Origin of the sequence: Hymenobacter sp. HSC-4F20 (assembly GCF_019599275.1) — a bacterium.
Classification (GTDB): Bacteria; Bacteroidota; Bacteroidia; order Cytophagales; family Hymenobacteraceae; genus Hymenobacter.
This window is the reverse complement of sequence record NZ_JAHZTD010000003.1, coordinates 304,374-322,704: the sequence shown is the minus strand read 5'-3', so window position 1 is coordinate 322,704 and position 18,331 is coordinate 304,374. Positions and strand designations below refer to the sequence as shown.

Genomic DNA, 18,331 nt, shown 5'->3' with positions numbered 1-18,331 from the left:
AAACAAGAATTACCTGTTGAGGATGACTTGTTGCCGTGTGCTTCGTACGCGCCACGCCAACAGTAGGCTACTGCCCACTAGCATGGCAAGGGGGCCCCACGGCCATTGTTCAGCCAACACGCACGCGGTAATGCTGCCTGTAAGCATCAGCCCGGCCGTTAGCAACCACCCCAGGGGCAACTTGTCAGGTGCGGGCAGCTTGGCCGCCGATTTTAGAGCCCCGCCCATTGCCATAACCAATACCGTCAGACCACCCGTCAGGCCCGGACCCAAGCTATTTTCCGGCAACCCTATCCATAAGACTCCCCAAATTACGGGAGGTAGCAGGCTGAGTATCAGGAGCAGCTCCGAAGCTATGGCACCGTATCGATACAGCGTCTCCCGCAGGTAAGAGTGCGTACCAGCAGGGCGGTTGCGCACCTGCCGCACCCGCGGATGCAGCCGCCAGTACAGAGCTTCAAAGCCCATGAAAAGCAGCAATGGAATGCAGAAAAAGGAGAGGGGCAGCAGAATCAGTAAAAAGTGCCCCCACGCCTTGGCCTTCCACTGCCTGGTCCCCTCAGAAATAAAGGTCAGATACCGGTCGATGCGCCGCATTGCGCGGCCTGGGCCGAAGGAGTAGCGTAGTGCTCGGGTGAGGCCTTGGTGCGACTCGGAATCCTCGGGTGCCAGGCGCAAGGCTTCACCAAAGTGCGTCTGGGCAGCCAAAAACTGCTCCTGCCGGAGGGCTTCCTGGCCTAACAGCCGGTGTGCCACGGCCAACTGGGGCTGAGCCTTCACTAAACGGTGCAATACCGTGGATAGCGCGCCCCACTGCTCCTGCTTACACAAGGCTTGGGCAAGTTGCACAAGACACTCAGCATGAGCCGGATCATGCCGCAGGCCCATTTCGGCGGCGGCCTGTGCTTCCTGCGGACGCCCGAGCAAGTTGAGAACCCAGGCCCTGATGCCCAGATACGTACTGCTAAGCGGGTTACGCTGTAAGGCCCGGCCGATAGAGGCCTCGGCGGCCCTGGGTTGCCCAGTCTGGGCCTGGGCCAAGCTGAGCAGGTAATAAGCCTCACTTTCTGCCGGGTTGAGGCTGAGAGCTGTTTTCGCGGCTGTTTTTGTTTCGTCGAACCGCTGTTGCCGTAGTAGGGCCAGCGCCAGCAAAACGTGCGCAAACGGGTCTTGCGGGTGCTGGGCCAAGTGTCGCCGCACCAACTGCTCTGCTTGTTGCGGCCGGCGCACGGCAAGCAGCTGTTGCACGGCAGCCTGCCATGATGAAGTGGCGGTAGTGCTCATACAGCCAGCGTAAGGCTAAGCCGAAGGCTTCTTGATGCCCAGGTACACCAGAATATCGTCGTACACGCCGCCTTCGTTGGAGTAGAGGGCGTAGTTCTTGGCCGTAGCGAACCACTCGCGGGTGCTGGGCTTCACTTTGCTGATGGCCTCCTGAAAGGTAGCCTGCTCCAAGGGTAGAGGCTTGCCAGCTTTCATGGATTCGCGCAGGCGGGCTTCCACGGCCACATCTACCACAGCCTGCAAATCGGCGCCGGAAAAGCCGGCGGTTTGGGAAGCCAGCTTGCGCAGGTTTACCGAGGGCGCTACGGGCTTGCCCTGCAACAACACTTCCAGCACGGCCTCGCGGGCGGGCTCATCGGGCGGCGTAACCAGCAGAATCCGGTCGAAGCGGCCGGGGCGGCGGAAGGCGGAATCGAGGTGCCAGGGCGCGTTGGTGGCGGCCAGAATCAGCACGCCGTCGTTGGAACGGGTAGCGCCATCCAGCTCCGAAAGAAACTGGTTGATGACGGTGCGGCCGGCGCTCTGGCGCAAATCGTGGCGGTTGGCGGCCAGGGCATCTACCTCATCGAAAAACAGCACGCAGGGCGCCTGCAAGCGGGCCTGCTCGAAAATCTGGTGCAGGTTCCGCTCACTGTTGCCCAGCCACATATCCAGAATGTCGTTGATGCCAACGTGGATAAAGCTGGCCTGCACCTCGCCGGCCGTGGCGCGGGCCAAGTGAGTTTTGCCGCAGCCGGGCGGGCCGTACAGTAGCAGCCCGCCGCCGGCCGCCTTGCCATAGGCTTTGTACAAATCAGGAAACTGCAGCGGGTGAATAATCTTCAGCCGGATTTCCTCCTTAATGGCCTCCATACCGCCTACATCGGCAAACGTAATCTTGGGACGCTCCAGCCCACTGAACAGGTTTTGTTCAATACTGCTGAAATCGTCGTTGGCGCCAGCGGAAGTATCAAGCTCTGAACCGGAAAAGGGGGTAGGCGCCCCGCCGTGAGCCGGCTGGGCCGTGGTAGCGGCACCGCCGCGCAGGCGGGCGGCCAACTCAGCGTCTTCCAGGGTAGGATTGTAATGTAGAGCCGTTTGGTAAGCCTCCCGCGCCGCCGTTACCTGGTCGGTAGTGAGTAACACGCGGGCGTGCAGCAGGTGGGCACGGGCGTGCTCCGGGCGGGCGGCCAGCAGTTCCTCCACCACCACAAAAGCCGCGGAAGTTTTGCCCAGACTGGCGTACGTTTCGGCCAGACCCAACTGCAAATCGGGGTCGTCGGGGGCCTGGCGGAGGCCGGTGCGGTAGTGCTCCTCCGCTTCGGGCAGGCGGCCGGCCTGCACCAGCAGGGCCGCAACGTGCTTGCGGAGGGGTAGGTTATCGGGCGAAAAAGATAAAGCTTCCAGTAGCGGTTGAATAGCAGACAAGTCGGGCATACCTAAGCAGAATAAGACAGTAGCTGCAAGCTACGCAGATTTAGGCCCTGCCGGAGTTGCCGAGCTTGGCGGAAAAGTAAAAAAGCCAGGTTTCCGCACCAGCAGTTACCCGCCCATTTTGCTCAGGACAAACGACACTAAAAAGCCGAGCACCGTAATCAGGCCGGTAAAGTTGTGGGCTACATCGAAGGCTTCCGGAATCATGGTATCGGCAATCATAGCCAGCACGGCCCCTGCCGACACGGCCGTTGTAGCGGCCACTACCTCCGGCGAGAATCCACTAAACACGGAGTAGCCTACCAGGGAGGCCACCCCCGATATGAGCGCAATGCCGCCCCAGAGGCCCAATACGTAGATAGGAGTGCGGCCCGCTTTGCGCATGCCCGCGGCGCTGCTCAACCCCTCAGGCAGGTTGCTCAGGAAAATGGCTACCACTGCTACTATGCTCACGCTACCTCCAGCCAGCATGCTCAGCCCAATGACAATGCTTTCCGGAATGCCGTCTAGCAAAGCCCCAATGGCCAGGGCCATTCCGTTGTCGTCGCTACTGGTTGGTTGGTTCTGCTGCACTGCTTGGCGCTCCTGAGCCTGGTGCTCGCCAGAGCGTTTGCGGTGTTTGGCACCGTAGCGCGCCAGCAGCCAGTTGGCCGCCGTGTACACAGCCGCTCCGCCCACAAAACCAATAGCGGTAGAATCGAAGCCGCCTTTTTTATAGGCTTCCTCCATTAAATCAAGCGACAAGGTAGAAATCAGAACGCCGCTGCCGAAGGCCATAACGGCGGCAATCAGGCGTTGCGGAACGTGGGCGAAGTAGCCGATGCCAGCACCCAGCAGCAAGGCCGAGCCGGAAACCAGCCCCCAGAAGCCAGCAACGGCCCAGGTAGGAAAGTCAATCATGGGTGAGGGGAATGAGGAGTAGCGCATCTCCGGCCAGAGCCGGAGCTGAACCGTTCAACGCAAACCCGTACCGAAGGATGCACGCCCGGCGGCTTACACTGCCCGGTGCCGGGCCAAAGCCGCCTGCATTTCTTCGGGCGAAATCCCCGCAATTTCCACCTTCTTAAACGGAGCCGTGTGTCCGCTCAGCAGCGTAAGGCTGGCTTTCGCGACGTTGAATACTTCGGCCAGGTAAGTAAGCAAACAGGCATTGGCCTTGCCATCCTGGGCCGGGGCATTCAGGCGTACTACCACGCTACCGTCGGGGGCTACTTCCAGCTGGTTGCGGCGGGCGTTGGGCTTGGCTTTCAGGTGCAGAACCGGCACGGCTCAGGCGGGGTCGTTGTAGGCGTCGTATACCACCCAGGCCCAAAGCGCCACCGGCACAAGTATGGTCCAGCCCAGCAGGAAGCCCACGGTCCCACCCACCATCCAGATCAGGAGGGCTTTAAGGATCTGACCTTTTACCAGTTGACCCAACCCTGGGAAAAAGGCCGAAAGCAGGGCAGGCAGGCCGTACGTCGTTTTCATAGCTCAAAGGCGGCAAGAGTGGGAGAAAAAAGTTACGTATTGACGCGGGCCTGCCCAAACGGGCACCGGCTCAGCACCACGCAGCGGCCGCAGGCAGGCGTGTGGAAATAGCAGCATTTCTGCCCGTGAAACATTAGGGCCTCGTGATGGTCGTACACCTGTTGAGCATCCCAGTCGAGGGGGAGCAAGGCTTCCAGCAGCGCGTGGGCCGCTGCCTCGCCTACTTTCGGCCCGATCAGGCCCAGGCGCTGGGCTACCCGGTGGTGGTGGCTATCCACGGGCATGGCCGGGCGGCGCAGGGTGCTGAATAGCAGCACGGCGGCGCTGGTTTTGCGGCCTACCCCCGGCAGTTCTTCGAGCCAGGCTCGGGCCTCGGGAATGGGCAGGTCGGCCAGAAACTCCAGGTTGCAGGGGCCGCCGCAGCGCTGGCTTACCTCGCGAAGTACCTGTTGCAGGCGCGGGGCTTTCTGCTCGGGCCACGTGCAGGGGCTAATGGCTTCCTGAACTTCGGCCGTAGGGGCATCGCGCACCTCGTCCCAGGTAGGAAAGCGGGCCCGCAGCTGTTGGTAGGCAAGGTGCGAATCGTGGTTGCGGGTGCGGTGGGAAAGCAGGGAGCTGATGAGCTCACTCAGCGGGTCTTTGGAGCTGAAAAACCGAAAGGGCGCTCCGTACTCGGCGCACAGCCGCTCATGCGCCCACAGCGCCAACTCCTGCCGGGCGAAGAAGGTAGGATCGGGAGCAAGGGGTAGGGAAGAGGCGGCCATGCTGCTGCCTACGCAACTTGCCGGCGCAGGGGCGAAGCGCAGCCCATAAAAAAAGCCCCGGCCATATCCAGCCAGGGCTTTTTCGTACCATAAGCAGGCGCTACTCGCCGCGGTTGTAGAGCAGAATGGCCTGCTTGATGCTGTTCTGCTGCTTGCCACCGATAACCAGCGGTACAATAGCCAGCGGCACCGCCGCGTACATCAGCGGCGACACCGAGAAGCCATTGCCGTTGCCATTAAAGCTGGACAGCACCCCGGCCAGCAGCAAGCCGCCGGCGCCTACGTAGCTCAGCGTGGTTAGCGTCTGGTAGCGGCGGGCATTGGCCAGCAGCTGCTGAGAGCCAGGATTGTCGGTGGTGGCCAGCTGCAGGTTGCGGATGCTCAGGTCCTGAATCGGGCCATTATCCTTGCTGAAATACTCCTGGCGCACGGTGCGGTAGCCGCCAAACCCGCCGTAGCCCGCGTAGGGGTAGCCATAGCCGTACCGGCCCATGCCGTAGGGGCTGTAGCCATACGGGTTGTTCATGTACTGCTGGCTGGTGATGGAGTACAGGCTGATGCGGCCTACCCGGTCCCGGCGCAGGGTGCTTTCGCGCTTGGAGCGGCCGGGCAGGGTAGTACGCACGTAGAAGCCTGTTTCATCCTCGTAGTAGCGCACATCATTTAAATCGAAGCGTTGCTGCCCGTCTACTAGCACGAAGGTGCGGCCCAACAAGGGCTGCTTCAGCTCCACATCGTAAGCCCGCACTACCTGACCGGTTTTCAGCCCTACTGCGTAACGAGTTGTGTTGGCCGGCGGCAGCTGGGCCTGGGCAGCCTGGCGGCGTTCCGATTCGGGTACGGCTGGGGGCGAAGCCAGCGTACGGGGTGCCCGGCGGGCAGTGTCGGCCGGTGCGGGTGCGGGCGCGGGCGCCGCAGCCGGCTGCGGCGCCCCGGGCAGCGTGTTCAGCTCCCGCGGCGTTTGCTGGGCAAAAGTGGGAGCTGCTACCGTGCAGAAAAGAAGCAGGAAGAGGGAACGAAACAGCATAGGAACAGGTGAAGTAGTAGGTCAGCGGAGCGGGCTGCACAAGGAAAACTGCTGGGCTAAGCCTTTGCCTGAGCAGGCTACCGACGAGGTGATTTTTAACAATGAATCTTCCGCGAAGGTGCCCGGCTACGAAGCAAACGAAATAATCCGTTTCAGCTGTATAAGCCACCGGAATAGCCCGGAAACAACCTGCCGCCGGTATCAGGCCAGAGCCTGCCGAAGCCGGAAAGGTTGCATGCCGGGTCGCTGCTGCCTGCTGCCACGCATGTGTTCTTCTTTGAAAGCAGCGGCTACCCGGGCCCGGAAAGTACCAGCTTCACTGCGCGTATTTGGTGGCCTGCAACAGGGCGGGCGGCTTCCCGTGCCCGCGCTGTTGCAGGCCCGGAATCCGGGCTGATTGTAGGCTCTGGCTGTAGGGAAACGTGGGGCAGGCCCCGGGCTACCGTAAAAGTTTTTCCAGCAAACTAAGGCTATCCACCATATCAGAGCTGGTTTCAAAATCCAGGGGTTTAAGAATGTAGCCGCTCACGCCCAGGTTCTGCGCGTTCAAGCGGTCGACGTCCATGCCGGACGTAGTAGTAATGAAGACCGGAATCTGGCTAAGGTCGGGGTGGGTCCGAATTTCGGCCAGGAACTCGTGACCGTTCATTTTAGGCATGTTCAAGTCCAGCAGGATAACTTCCGGCAGCGGCCGGATGGGCTCTGCCCCGTTAGTGCCCAGCAGTAAGTCCAGGGCTTCCAGGCCGTTGAAGGCCGTGTAAAGGCGGTGCGGAACGCTAAACTTTTCAAAGGCCTTCTGGGCTGTCATCGTATCAAAAAAATCGTCTTCGACGAGAAGTACAGAGCGCATCTGGTAAGGTAGTGAAGGGGTGAGGGGTGAAGTTGCAAAGGGTGAAATGGTGATTGAGTGAAGCGGCAAAAGGCCCTGTCGTCCTTCGTGCCTGCTTGCTGCGCCGCCTGCTCAGGCTAGCAGAGCCGCTTGCTTATTCACGCCATCATCTTCTCACGATTTCACTTGCTTAGGCCAAGTGAAGATAAAGGCGGCACCTTCACCCTCGGCCGATTCAAGGTGAATAGTGCCTTTCTTTTCTTCAATAATCTTCTTGACAATGCTGAGCCCGATGCCGGTGCTTTCGGCCGTGTGCCGGTCGCGCAGGGTCTGGAACATCAGGAATACCTTCTGATGAAACTGCGGCGCAATACCGGGGCCATCATCCTCCACCCGGAACTGGTAGCACTCCCCTACGTCGAGGCAGCGTACGGTTATACGGCCATCGGGGCGGTTATGGTACTTGGCGGCGTTGCCGATCAGGTTCGTGAAGACTTGCTGCAAGCTCAGGCGGTCCGTAGTGAAAACGGGCAGGGGCGCCGGTATATCCACGCGGAAGGTAGGCGGCACCACCAGCTCGGCTGTTTCGCGCACCAGCTGGGTAAGGTTTACTTCCTCCAGCTTTTGCTCGGTGCGGCCGGCCCGGGCGTAGGCCAGCAGCCCATTGATCAGGTCTTCGAGGCGGTGCAGGCGTCCCTTCATCATATCCAGGTACTGGCGCATCTGGGGGCTCAGCTCGTGGGGTAGTTCGTCCTCAATCCACTTCACCACCGTTAGTACCCCACGCAGGGGGGCTTTCAAATCATGGGAGGCTACGTAGGCAAACTGGTCTAGTTCGCGGTTGCGGTTTTCCAGGGCCGCGAAGCTCGTGTCCAGGGTTTGGGTCATGTGGTTAAGGGAAGTAGCCAAGTTGCCGAGGCTGTCCTGCTCCCGGTCCGAAATCTTCACGGTATAGTCGCCCTGCACTACTTTGTTGGCCAACCCTTCAATAAGCTGGATGCGGCGGGCCATGGCCTCGTTGTTGCGGGCCAGCTCGCGCTGGAGCTGCTCATTGGCCCGTAGCTCCTGGTTGATTTTGGTGAATAGCCAAGCCACAATCAGGGCCGCCAGCACCGCCGATACCACGATGGCAGCCGGAGTAGTGTGCTCAAAAAAATCTTGGCGTCGGCGCCGTTCCCGCAGCAAGGCCTCTTCCTCCAGATGTACGCGGTTGAGCAGCTTGCGCAGCTGTAGCTGGCGCTGCCGGTCCCCGAGCACCAACTGGCGCACAGCGTCAGTGCTGGGGTGCTGCTGCATCCAGGCGCTGAGGTAGCGGCCTTCGTCTTCCACAGCCTGTTCCAGTGTATCGAGGCGGTTTTGCTGGTGCAGGTTGTCGAGGGTGAGGCGGCGGAGCTGCTCAAAGTCGGCGCGAGCTTCGGGCAGCACCTGGCGGAAACTGGTGCGGGCGGTTGTGTCGGTGAGCAACAGATAGCTACGCACGTGGCTCTGGGCATCGCGCATGTGGGTGCGCAGGTTGGCTACCCCCTGGAGCACTTGGTAGGTGTGCTCCACGCGCTGGGTGTAGTAAGCCAGCTGCTGAATGCTATACCAGGAGCCCGCCGAGGTTAGCAGCAGCACGCCTATGGCAATGACAAAGCCCAGAATAATCTTGGTATGTAGCTTAAGACCCATGCTGGCAAAAGAGGAAAGAGAAAGACAAATTCAGCTGCAAGGTAGGAGCCCGGCGGCAGTAGGTGGCGCGCCTGAAAGGAGAACGGCCAAGCCGGTTCGGTGCGTATCTTCGTGGCCCCAGGCGGAGCCCCACCGGTTGCGCCCAGCCTATGCCAGCTTGCCGCGCCCATGCCCGACCCCATTACCAGTCCCCAGAATCCGCGTATCAAAAACCTGCTGAAGCTCCAGCAAAAATCGTCGGAGCGGCGCGCGCAGGGGCTTACCATTATTGAAGGCTTGCGTGAGCTGACTATTGCCCACGGCGCCGGGGTAGCGGTACCGGCCCTGTTCGTGTGTCCCGAGCTGGCCGGTACCCAGCGGCAGCAGCAGTTGCAGGCCTTGTTCGGGGGTAGGGAAACGGAGTGGTTCGAGGTGTCGAAGGCCGTATTTGAGAAGGTAGCCTACCGGGAAGGCTCCGATGGGGTGCTGGCCCTGGCCCGGCCGCCCCACCTGGCGCTGGCCGAGTTGGCCTTGCCCGCCGCGCCCCTGCTGCTGGTGCTGGAAGCGGTGGAAAAACCCGGTAACCTGGGCGCCATTCTGCGCACAGCCGACGCGGCTCAGGCCACGGCCGTTATTGTCTGCGACCCACGCACCGACTTGTTTAATCCCAATGCCATCCGTAGCAGCATCGGCTGCTCGTTTACGGTACCCACCATTGCCACTACCCGCCAGGAACTGCTAGAGTGGTGCCGGCAGCACGGCATCCGGACCTACGCTGCGGCTCTCACCGAGCGGGCCGTGCCCTACACCACCTGCAACTTCCGGGGCCCCACGGCGCTGGTAATGGGCACGGAAGCCGATGGCCTCACCCCCGAGCTGATGCAGGCCTGCGACCAGACCATTATCATTCCCATGCGCGGGGCCATTGACTCGCTGAACGTAAGCACCGCTACGGCCATCCTTACTTTTGAGGCGGTGCGGCAGCGCGAGGAGTAGCGTGGCGGGGAGCCTACTCTTGCTGGCGGGGTAGTGTTTCTAAAAGGATAATCCGGGTGTATGCCGCGCAACTGGTGCGGGTAGCCGGCTACTGGGCTAGCCGCAGCAGCTACCTAGTGCCACACCAGCTTCCCCGCGCGGGCCGTTGCCACGGTGGTCAGCTCCTCATCAAACAGCCAGAAATCCGCCGTATACCCCGTTTCTAAGTAGCCCAGCTCATCATCGAGGCCCAGCAGTCGGGCTGGATAAAGGGAGGCCATGCGCAACGCCTCGGCCAGCGGTACGCCTACCTGCTCCGCGCAGTTGCGCACGGCCTGGGGCAGGGTCAGGGCCGAGCCGGCCAGGGTACCCTGCTCGTCCACGAAGTGGTCAGCCTGGCGGCGGAAGCGGTAAGCGCCCTGCTGGCTTTCCGTCACGGCGTCGGTAATCAGAAACAGCCGCTCCTGGAGCAGCTTCTTGCTGATGCGCACGGAGGCAAAGTCGCAGTGCACGCCGTCGGCAATAATGCTGGCCTGGGCCGCCGCGTGGTCGTACACGGCACCCACCAGTCCCGGTTCCCGCCCTTGCAGCCCCGACATGGCATTGAACAGGTGAGTAGCCGCCGCAAAGCCGCTGCTGAAACCCTGCGTCGCCTCGGTGTACGTGGCGTTGGAGTGCCCCGCCGACAATACCACGCCGGCTTCCCGCAGGCGGGCCGCTACAGCGGGGGGAGTTATTTCCGGAGCCAGCGTCATCATCCTCAGTGCGCCATCGGCCACCCGCAGCAGCTCATCGATTTCGGCTACTGTGGGCGCGTGAATAAACTCCTGCTGGTGGGCACCTTTCTTAACCGGGTTGATGTAGGGGCCCTCCAGATGAATGCCCAGCAGGCCCGGGTGGTGGCGCTGAAATTCCTTTCCTGCCTCTAGCGCTGCGTGCATCATGGTCAGGGAGTTGGTAGGCATGGTGGCCAGTACCCCGGTAGTGCCATGTCGGAAGGCGAAGCCAGTAAGGGCCGCCAGGGCATCGGCGGTGGGCTGCACCGAAAACAGGCGCCCCTCGGCCCCGTACACTTGCAAGTCCAGCAGCCCGGGGGCTACGTTGAGGCCGCGCCCATCCACTTCAGATAGGCCGGTGGGGGCCACCACTTCGGGCAATACCGCCTCAATGCGGCCGGTATCAATAAGTAAAGCGTGGTGGCGCAGCACCGAAGTGCCGGTATACAGGGTACAGTTGCGAAGCAGGTAGCGCACGGGCAGAGTAGGGGAGTGAAAGTGGGTGTACGGCAAAAGTTGGGAACAAATGGGCAGATTACCGCCTGCAAGGCCGCACACCCGTATCAGGCAGACGCAGTGCCGCCGGAGCGCATTTGCCTTTCGCTTTATTATTTATGAGCATCGAACACCGCACTTTCCTGGTTCGGGGCCACGTCCAGGGCGTATTCTACCGACAAAGCACCCAGCAGGAGGCCCGCCGCCTGGGTCTGGTAGGCACCGTCCGCAACAACCCCGATGGTACGGTAGTAATTGAGGCTGAAGGCCCCGCCGAAGTGCTGGATGCCTTAGAAGCCTGGTGCCGACAGGGGCCACCGGCGGCCCAGGTAGAGCAGGTGCAAGCCAGCCGCGGAGCCGTGCAAGGCTACCGGGAGTTTGTTGTGCAACGCTAGCGGCATGAAACACTGGCTGTACCTGTTCGTGGCAATTGTGTCGGAAACTATTGCCACCTCCGCGCTGAAAGCCTCGGCCGGCTTTAGCCGGCTGCTACCCAGCGTGGCGGTAGTAGTAGGCTACGGGCTGGCGTTTTACTTTCTGAGCCTGACGCTGAAAAGTATTCCGATGGGCATTGCCTATGCCGTGTGGTCGGGCGTTGGCATCGTCCTCATCACGCTGGTTGGGATAGTGTTCTACAAGCAGGTGCCCGATTGGCCCGCTCTGCTCGGGTTGGGGCTCATCCTGGCCGGGGTTATCATCATCAATATCTTCTCCAACATGGCAGGGCACGAGTAAAGCTAGCAGCTTATGCGCCACCCCTTTCCCAAGAACTGAGTGGGTGGCCCATAAATGTCAAAAACACAAAAGGCGCAGCCAACTGGCTGCGCCTTTTGTGTTTTTCGGTAACCAGGGACAACCTAGTCTTCCTTCTTAGCCGAACGCAGACGCTCGTTTTCGTCGAGCAGAATCTTGCGCATCCGCACCGATTTCGGGGTTACTTCCAGGTACTCATCCTTCTGGATGTATTCCATGGCGTCTTCCAGCGAGAACTGGCGCTTGGGCGCAATCTTCACGTTTTCATCCGAGCCCGAAGCGCGCATGTTCGTGAGCTTCTTGCCCTTCTGAATGTTGATGGTCAGGTCGTTGGGACGGGTGTGCTCCCCGATAACCTGGCCGCCGTACACTTCCTCGCCTGGGTCCACGAAGAACTCGCCGCGGTCCTGCATCTTGTCAATGGTGTAGGCGGTGCCAGGACCGCTTTCCATCGAGATGAGTGAGCCGCTGATACGACCAGGAATGGTGCCTTTGTAGGGCTCATAGCTGGTGAAGCGGTGGTTCATAATAGCCTCCCCGGCGGTGGCAGTCAGCACGTTGTTACGCAGGCCAATCAGCCCGCGCGACGGAATGTTGAACTCCAGGTGCTGCAGGTCGCCTTTGGGCTCCATGATGGTTAGCTCGCCCTTGCGCTGGGTTACCAGCTCAATCACCTTACCAGCAGTTTCCTCGGGCACGTCCACTACCAAGTGCTCGATGGGCTCCAGACGGTTGCCATTCTCGTCTTCCTGGAACAGTACCTGAGGCTGACCTACCTGCAGCTCGTAGCCTTCGCGGCGCATCGTTTCGATGAGTACCGACAAGTGCAGAATGCCGCGGCCGTACACCAGGAAGGTGTCTTCCCGGTCAGTTTCCTGCACGCGCAAGGCCAGGTTTTTCTCGGTTTCCTTGTAGAGACGGTCGCGCAGGTGGCGCGAGGTAACAAACTTGCCTTCTTTACCGAAGAAAGGCGAGTTGTTGATAGTGAACAGCATGTTCATCGTCGGCTCGTCGATGGCAATGCGGGTCAGCGCCTCGGGGTTTTCGGCGTCGGCTAGCGTGTCGCCGATGTCGAAGCCTTCGATGCCGGTTACGGCGCAGATTTCACCGGCCTGCACTTCGCTTACCTTGGCTTTACCCAGACCTTCGAATACCTGCAGCTCTTTGATTTTTACTTTCTTCACCGAGCCGTCGGCCTTCATCAGGCTCATGTTCGAGCCTTCTTTCAGGACACCGCGGTGCACGCGCCCAATGGCAATACGGCCTACGAAAGCTGAGTAGTCGAGCGAGGTAACCTGCATCTGGGGCGTGCCCTCAAGGAAGGGAGCCGGCGGGATGACATCAATAATGGCGTCGAGCAGGGGGGTAATGTCTTCGGTCTTCTGTTTCCAGTCCCGCGACATCCAGCCTTGCTTCGACGAGCCGTACAGGGTCACGAAGTCCAGCTGATCTTCGGTAGCGCCCAGGTTAAACATCAGGTCGAACACCTGCTCGTGCACCTCGTCGGGGCGGCAGTTTTCCTTGTCTACCTTGTTTACCACTACAATGGGCTTCAGGCCCAGGTCAATGGCTTTGCCCAACACGAAGCGCGTCTGGGGCATGGCGCCTTCAAAGGCGTCCACCAGCAGCAGCACGCCGTCGGCCATTTTCAACACGCGCTCTACTTCCCCGCCGAAGTCGGCGTGACCAGGGGTGTCGATGATATTGATTTTAACGTCCTTGTAACGTACCGATACGTTCTTGGAGACGATAGTAATGCCCCGCTCACGTTCCAGGTCATTGTTGTCGAGGATCAAGTCGTCGAACTGCTGGTGTTCGCCGAAAATCTTCGAGGCGTGAATGATCTTGTCCACGAGCGTCGTCTTGCCGTGGTCAACGTGCGCAATGATGGCGATATTCCGGATGTTCTGCATACAAAGGGTTTTCCGGGCGCAAAGGTATGGAATGTTTGGCGCAAAAGCGCGCACTAATTAATTGTTACTGAGTGAGGAAGAAACCGCAGGTAGTAAACAAGACAACTACTTGGGCTGCTGATGTTCCCGCCGCCGGCCCCTAGGTCGCCCCAGCCCGCCCCAGAGCGAGCCCAAGCTTAACAGCATGCGCTATGCGGCCAGCACCATCCGTCGGGCACGGGCAGCTGAGTATTTTCTTACCGGTCTCTTTCTATGCGCGTTTCGGCCTTACCGGTGGTATGCGCAGCGTGCTCCCCTGCAACAAGCTGCTCTGCGCCCGATGCGGCGGCTACCTCGGCTACGTCTTCGATGAAGGCCCCAGCCCACTAGCCAGCGGTAGTGCATGGATTCCTAGGGCATGGTGTTCGAGAAGGCAAAGTAAAAGACGTGATACTCCGAGTGGGGAAGGAATTGACACCTCATCCGTAATTTTGCCCAATCCGGCCGGATCAGCTATTCCGTTTGTGGGTAGCCCGGACTCACCCACGCTGCCTTTTTCTGCTTGTTTTATGTCAACCCAAGTTCAGTCTGATTCCATTGCCGCCCTGCAACAAGCCCTGGCCCCGGCCCGCGAGCAGCTCGTAGCTCACGGTGTGTACCAGTCCCTGCATTCCCTCGACGACCTGCGCGTGTTCATGCAGCACCATGTGTTTGCCGTCTGGGACTTTATGTCGCTGCTGAAAGCGTTGCAGCGGGAACTGACCTGCGTAGATGTGCCCTGGGTGCCGCGTGGCAACCCTACTACCCGCCGCCTCATCAACGATATTGTGCTGGAAGAAGAAACCGACGTGGACCCCGAGGGCAACCCAGCCAGCCACTTCGAGCTGTACCTGCGCTCCATGCGCGAGTGCGGCGCCGATACGGTCCCGGTAGAGCGTCTGCTCGCCGCTCTGGCCCAGGGCGCCACGGTAGGAGAGGCCCTGGAGCAGGCCCAGGTACCGGCTTCGGTGCGGGAGTTTGTGCTGGATACCTTCCGCATCATTAACTCGGGCCAGCCCCACGCCGTGGCGGCAGCCTTCACCTTCGGACGGGAAGATGTCATCCCCGATATGTTCCGTCACCTCGTGCACGACTTGCGCCAGCGCTTTCCCGGTCAGCTCGATACCTTCACCTACTACCTCGACCGCCACATTCAGCTTGACGAGGAGGTGCACACACCTCTGGCTCAGCAGATGGTGCGCGAATTGTGCGGCGACGACGCCCAGCGCTGGCAGGAAAGCCAAGCCGTGGCGGCCCGCTGCATGCAGGCGCGCGTGGCCCTCTGGGACGGAATTCAGGCGAGCTTGGTACACGCCAGCCAGGGCTAAAGTCAACCTACCGGCTTCCAGTTCGTTAGGAGAGAAGCTGGCCCGCGTGGGCCAGCTTCTCTATTTTGCCATGAACCTGCTTCATTCTATTCGCCTGGCTATTCCTGCTCTGGGTCTGCTGGCGGCCTGCACTGCTTCCCAGGAAACCTCAACAGAGGAAAGCGCCGTCCGCCGGCCCCCAACGCAGATTCTCACCGATGCTGACCGGCAGGCAGCCTACAACAGTAATGCGGGCTACGGCGGCTCCGTGCCCGATGCTACGCCTGGCCGCGTACTTCTGGGGGAACAGGCCAGTGGTATTAACTCCCGCAAGCGCCCCGAAAGCCTCAATACCAACGACAACAACACGACTACCCCCGAAACGCGGTTGCGCCGCCTCAATGGGGCCCCCGCCGACACCATGCGGCTGCCGCGGCAGTAACCTGGCAGTGGCCGCATTATGCCTGCGAGCTGGTCCCAACGCACTGAGCCCCCGATTATGCATCAGCACCATCGGGGGCTCGGTGTGTTTAAGAACAAGTAAAGCTACAGCCCCACTTCGTTAGTGCTCAGGTCGGAGGCTGGAATGTCACGTAGGCTGTCGGAAGAAGCTACTTTCTTCGCTGTAGTGCGCGAGCGGGCGGGCGTGGCTGGGCGGGCAGTAGTGGGCGGAACACTCGGCGTTACTTTCGGCGCGGCTGACCGGCTGGTAGAGCTGCCCGACCGGGTCCGGGCTGGAGCGGCTGAAGCAGGGGCCGCTTCCGTTGTGCTACCCTCCGATAGAGTAGAGAAGCTGTCGGACGCGGCGGGGGTGCCGGCCTCATGGTGGCGCACAATGGTGTGCAAGGCTTCCTCGAAGAGGTGCTCCATGTCCACGTCGAGGCGGCGGGTAGCATCTTTCACTACCTCCTTCAGCTTGGCCTTCGTTTCCTTGCGAATGCGCTTTACTACCTCGTTAATGCGGATGTCGAGCTGTTTTTGCAGCTGCTTAGCCGCCGTTTTCAGGGCCTTTTTCTGGCTGGCTTTCTTGCCGGACCCCGCTTCGGAAATAGTAGCAGAGGCTGATTGGGCAGCTTTGGCAACTTTGCGCTGAGCCTTTTCGGCCGGGTCTTTTTCTTTTTTAGCCTTTTTAGCGGGCTGGTCCTGATCGGAGTTCTTCATGTCTTTGAACGTAGGAAGGGCAGTACTACTGTGGCATACGGCAAAACTCCACCGTAGGTAGTTGCAAGGTAGAAGGATTCGCAGATGAATTTGTTTAATAAGTATGGGACTTTTCTGGCGCCGGGTGCAAGCGCGTCCCGTTGCAGGCAGCCCACCGCAGCTGGTTATACGACGTTTGCCGGCCCGAGCCGAAAACCAATCCGCGTCTTTCCTCTTTTTTAGCTGTTCCTTTGCAGCTCCGGCGGCTGGTACGCCAGCGCCAAGCTTGATTTGAAAAGTAGCTTTTCGCTTCTGATATGTCCCTTACTCCCCAACGCTACACTGTTACGGCGGCCCTACCCTACGCCAACGGTCCGGTACACATCGGTCATCTGGCCGGGGTGTACATTCCGGCCGACATCTACGCCCGCTACCTGCGCGCCCAGCAGCGCGACGTAAAATTCATTTGCGGCTCTGATGAGCACGGGGTGCCCATCACCATTCGGGCCCAGAAGGAAGGCGTCACGCCCCAGCAGGTAGTGGATAAGTACCACGCCATCATCCGCGACTCGTTCCAGGACTTTGGGATTTCCTTCGATATTTACTCACGTACCTCTTCCCAAACCCACGCCGAGGTAGCCAGCGGCTTTTTCAGAAAGCTCTACGAGGACGGCAAGTTCATCGAGCAGGTCTCGCAGCAGTATTATGATGAGAAAGCCGACCAGTTCCTGGCCGACCGCTACATCGTGGGTACCTGCCCGAACTGCGGCAACGACAACGCCTACGGCGACCAGTGCGAGAAATGCGGCACGTCTCTTTCGCCTACGGAGCTGATTGCCCCCCGCTCCATGCTTTCGGGCAATCAGCCCGTGCTCCGCGAAACCAAACACTGGTACCTGCCCCTGGATCAGTACGAGCCCTGGCTGCGCGAGTGGATTGTGGAAGGCCACAAGCAGGACTGGAAAACCAACGTGTACGGCCAGTGCAAATCCTGGATCGACCAGGGCCTGCAGCCCCGCGCCGTAACCCGCGACCTGGACTGGGGCGTGCCCGTACCGGTGGAAGGAGCCGAGGGCAAAGTGCTCTACGTGTGGTTTGACGCGCCCATTGGCTACATCTCCGCTACCAAAGACCTGCTGCCTGACACCTGGGAAACCTATTGGAAAGACCAGGGCACCCAGCTGGTGCACTTTATCGGTAAGGATAATATCGTGTTCCACTGCATCATCTTCCCGGCGATGCTCAAGGCCCACGGCGACTATATTCTGCCCACCAACGTACCCGCCAACGAGTTTCTGAACCTGGAGGGCGACAAGATCAGCACCTCGCGCAACTGGGCCGTGTGGCTGCACGAGTACCTGCAGGACTTCCCTGGCCAAGCCGATGTGCTGCGCTATGTGCTGTGCGCCAATGCTCCCGAAAACAAGGACAACGACTTCACCTGGAAGGATTTTCAGGCCCGCAACAACAACGAGCTGGTAGCCAACCTGGGTAACTTCGTGAACCGGGCCGTGGTGCTCACCCACAAATTCTTCGAGGGCAAAGTGCCCGCCGCCGTGGGCTTCACCACTGAGGATGAGGACGTGCTGCGCCAGCTCCAGGAGTTCCCACAGCGCATCGGGGAGCTGATTGACAATTACCGCTTCCGCGACGCCCTGAACGAGCTGATGAACCTGACGCGCCTGGGCAACAAGTACCTGGCCGACATGGAGCCTTGGAAGCTGATTAAGTCGGATGAGGCGCGCACGGGTACGGTGCTGCACGTGGCCCTGCAGCTGGCTGCCAGCCTCGTCACGCTGCTGGAGCCCTTCCTGCCTACGGCGGCTGGTAAGCTGGGGCAGATGCTTACCATTGAAAAAGGCCCGTGGCAGCAAGCCGGCCAGCCCAATAACCTGGCTGCCGGGCATCAGCTGGCCGAAGCGGCGCTGCTATTCACGAAAATTGAAGACGCCACTGTGGAGGCGCAGGTCCAGAAGCTGCTCGATACTAAGAAAGCCAATGAACTGGCCGCAGCCGTTTCAGCCCCTGCCAAGGACGACATCAGCTTTGAGCAGTTTCAGCAGATGGATCTGCGCATTGGGACCATTGTAGCCGCTGAGAAAGTTGCTAAAACCAAGAAGCTGCTTAAGCTCAGCGTGGATCTGGGCTTCGAGGAGCCGCGCACTATCGTCTCGGGTATTGCTGAGCACTTCCTGCCCGAAGCCTTGGTAGGTCAGCAGGTGCAGGTGCTCCTCAATCTGGCCCCCCGCGAAATCAAAGGCATCCAAAGCCAGGGCATGCTCCTGATGGCCGAAAACGCCGATGGCTCCCTGAGTCTGATGCAGCCCAGCAGCTCCGTGCGCCCCGGTTCGGGAGTAGCGTAGCGTTATTACTTCAAGCCCCCAAAGCAAGCCGGCCGCCGAGTTGAGAACTTGGTGGCCGGCTTGCTTTGGTAACGCGCTAGGTTATAACTTCTGCCGTACGGTATTAAAGTATACGCCACTGCTTAGAATACCGGGCCACTTGACACCAGGAATG

At 60.3% G+C, this 18,331-nt stretch carries 18 protein-coding genes; 6 read left to right on the top strand and 12 right to left on the bottom strand.

Translation table 11 applies throughout. The features are described 5' to 3' along the window. Positions 1-9 precede the first annotated feature (9 nt). The 9 genes from K3G63_RS17415 to K3G63_RS17375 form a co-directional block, all read right to left on the bottom strand. Entirely contained in the window at positions 10-1,284 is a 1,275-nt protein-coding gene (locus K3G63_RS17415) for a tetratricopeptide repeat protein (protein WP_220615397.1), read from the bottom strand. 15 nt (positions 1,285-1,299) lie between these two features. Next, positions 1,300-2,700: a 26S protease regulatory subunit gene (locus tag K3G63_RS17410; RefSeq protein WP_220615396.1), complete on the bottom strand. Its 1,401-nt coding sequence runs from the start codon at positions 2,698-2,700 to the stop codon at positions 1,300-1,302. 105 nt (positions 2,701-2,805) lie between these two features. Next, on the bottom strand, positions 2,806-3,597 hold the full coding sequence (locus tag K3G63_RS17405; RefSeq protein ID WP_220615395.1) for a ZIP family metal transporter: 792 nt from the start codon (positions 3,595-3,597) through the stop codon (positions 2,806-2,808). Between the two features lie 93 nt (positions 3,598-3,690). After that, on the bottom strand, positions 3,691-3,963 hold the full coding sequence (locus K3G63_RS17400; protein ID WP_220615394.1) for a DUF167 domain-containing protein: 273 nt from the start codon (positions 3,961-3,963) through the stop codon (positions 3,691-3,693). Between the two features lie 3 nt (positions 3,964-3,966). Then, a complete protein-coding gene (locus K3G63_RS17395) occupies positions 3,967-4,167 on the bottom strand; it encodes a hypothetical protein (protein WP_220615393.1) in 201 nt (66 codons plus the stop codon). Between the two features lie 32 nt (positions 4,168-4,199). Next, complete coding sequence (gene nth / locus K3G63_RS17390; RefSeq protein ID WP_259404539.1) at positions 4,200-4,931, bottom strand: endonuclease III; 732 nt, start codon at positions 4,929-4,931, stop codon at positions 4,200-4,202. 100 nt (positions 4,932-5,031) lie between these two features. Then, entirely contained in the window at positions 5,032-5,958 is a 927-nt protein-coding gene (locus tag K3G63_RS17385; protein WP_220615392.1) for a hypothetical protein, read from the bottom strand. A 439-nt stretch (positions 5,959-6,397) separates the two neighbouring features. Next, positions 6,398-6,808: a response regulator gene (locus K3G63_RS17380; protein ID WP_220615391.1), complete on the bottom strand. Its 411-nt coding sequence runs from the start codon at positions 6,806-6,808 to the stop codon at positions 6,398-6,400. A gap of 153 nt (positions 6,809-6,961) precedes the next feature. After that, complete coding sequence (locus tag K3G63_RS17375; RefSeq protein ID WP_220615390.1) at positions 6,962-8,458, bottom strand: ATP-binding protein; 1,497 nt, start codon at positions 8,456-8,458, stop codon at positions 6,962-6,964. Positions 8,459-8,626: 168 nt separating this feature from the next. On the opposite strand from K3G63_RS17375, the gene K3G63_RS17370 reads away from it, so the two are divergent. Next, positions 8,627-9,433, top strand: a complete 807-nt coding sequence (locus K3G63_RS17370; protein WP_220615389.1) for an RNA methyltransferase — start codon at positions 8,627-8,629, stop codon at positions 9,431-9,433. A 113-nt stretch (positions 9,434-9,546) separates the two neighbouring features. Here K3G63_RS17370 and nagA read toward each other — a convergent pair whose 3' ends face one another. Next, on the bottom strand, positions 9,547-10,701 hold the full coding sequence (nagA, locus tag K3G63_RS17365) for an N-acetylglucosamine-6-phosphate deacetylase (RefSeq protein WP_220615388.1): 1,155 nt from the start codon (positions 10,699-10,701) through the stop codon (positions 9,547-9,549). Between the two features lie 101 nt (positions 10,702-10,802). Here nagA and K3G63_RS17360 point away from each other — a divergent pair, with 101 nt between their 5' ends. Next, positions 10,803-11,078 carry an acylphosphatase gene (locus tag K3G63_RS17360; RefSeq protein WP_220615387.1) on the top strand — a complete coding sequence of 92 codons (276 nt, stop codon included), beginning with the start codon at positions 10,803-10,805 and terminating at the stop codon, positions 11,076-11,078. Positions 11,079-11,082: 4 nt separating this feature from the next. Then, positions 11,083-11,418 carry a multidrug efflux SMR transporter gene (locus K3G63_RS17355; RefSeq protein ID WP_220615386.1) on the top strand — a complete coding sequence of 112 codons (336 nt, stop codon included), beginning with the start codon at positions 11,083-11,085 and terminating at the stop codon, positions 11,416-11,418. A gap of 122 nt (positions 11,419-11,540) precedes the next feature. Here K3G63_RS17355 and typA read toward each other — a convergent pair whose 3' ends face one another. Further along, the gene (typA, locus tag K3G63_RS17350; RefSeq protein ID WP_220615385.1) at positions 11,541-13,349 is read right to left on the bottom strand and encodes a translational GTPase TypA; all 1,809 of its coding nucleotides are present in this window, start codon (positions 13,347-13,349) and stop codon (positions 11,541-11,543) included. 548 nt (positions 13,350-13,897) lie between these two features. Here typA and K3G63_RS17345 point away from each other — a divergent pair. Continuing rightward, entirely contained in the window at positions 13,898-14,695 is a 798-nt protein-coding gene (locus K3G63_RS17345) for a DUF3050 domain-containing protein (RefSeq protein ID WP_220615384.1), read from the top strand. A 70-nt stretch (positions 14,696-14,765) separates the two neighbouring features. After that, complete coding sequence (locus K3G63_RS17340; protein WP_220615383.1) at positions 14,766-15,116, top strand: hypothetical protein; 351 nt, start codon at positions 14,766-14,768, stop codon at positions 15,114-15,116. A 104-nt stretch (positions 15,117-15,220) separates the two neighbouring features. Here the strand turns inward: K3G63_RS17340 and K3G63_RS17335 are convergent, their stop codons facing one another. Next, on the bottom strand, positions 15,221-15,835 hold the full coding sequence (locus tag K3G63_RS17335) for a hypothetical protein (RefSeq protein WP_220615382.1): 615 nt from the start codon (positions 15,833-15,835) through the stop codon (positions 15,221-15,223). Positions 15,836-16,131: 296 nt separating this feature from the next. Here K3G63_RS17335 and metG point away from each other — a divergent pair, with 296 nt between their 5' ends. Further along, positions 16,132-18,177 (top strand): methionine--tRNA ligase, encoded by a 2,046-nt coding sequence (gene metG, locus K3G63_RS17330; protein ID WP_220615381.1) that lies wholly within the window; start codon positions 16,132-16,134, stop codon positions 18,175-18,177. The last annotated feature ends 154 nt before the right edge of the window (positions 18,178-18,331 follow it).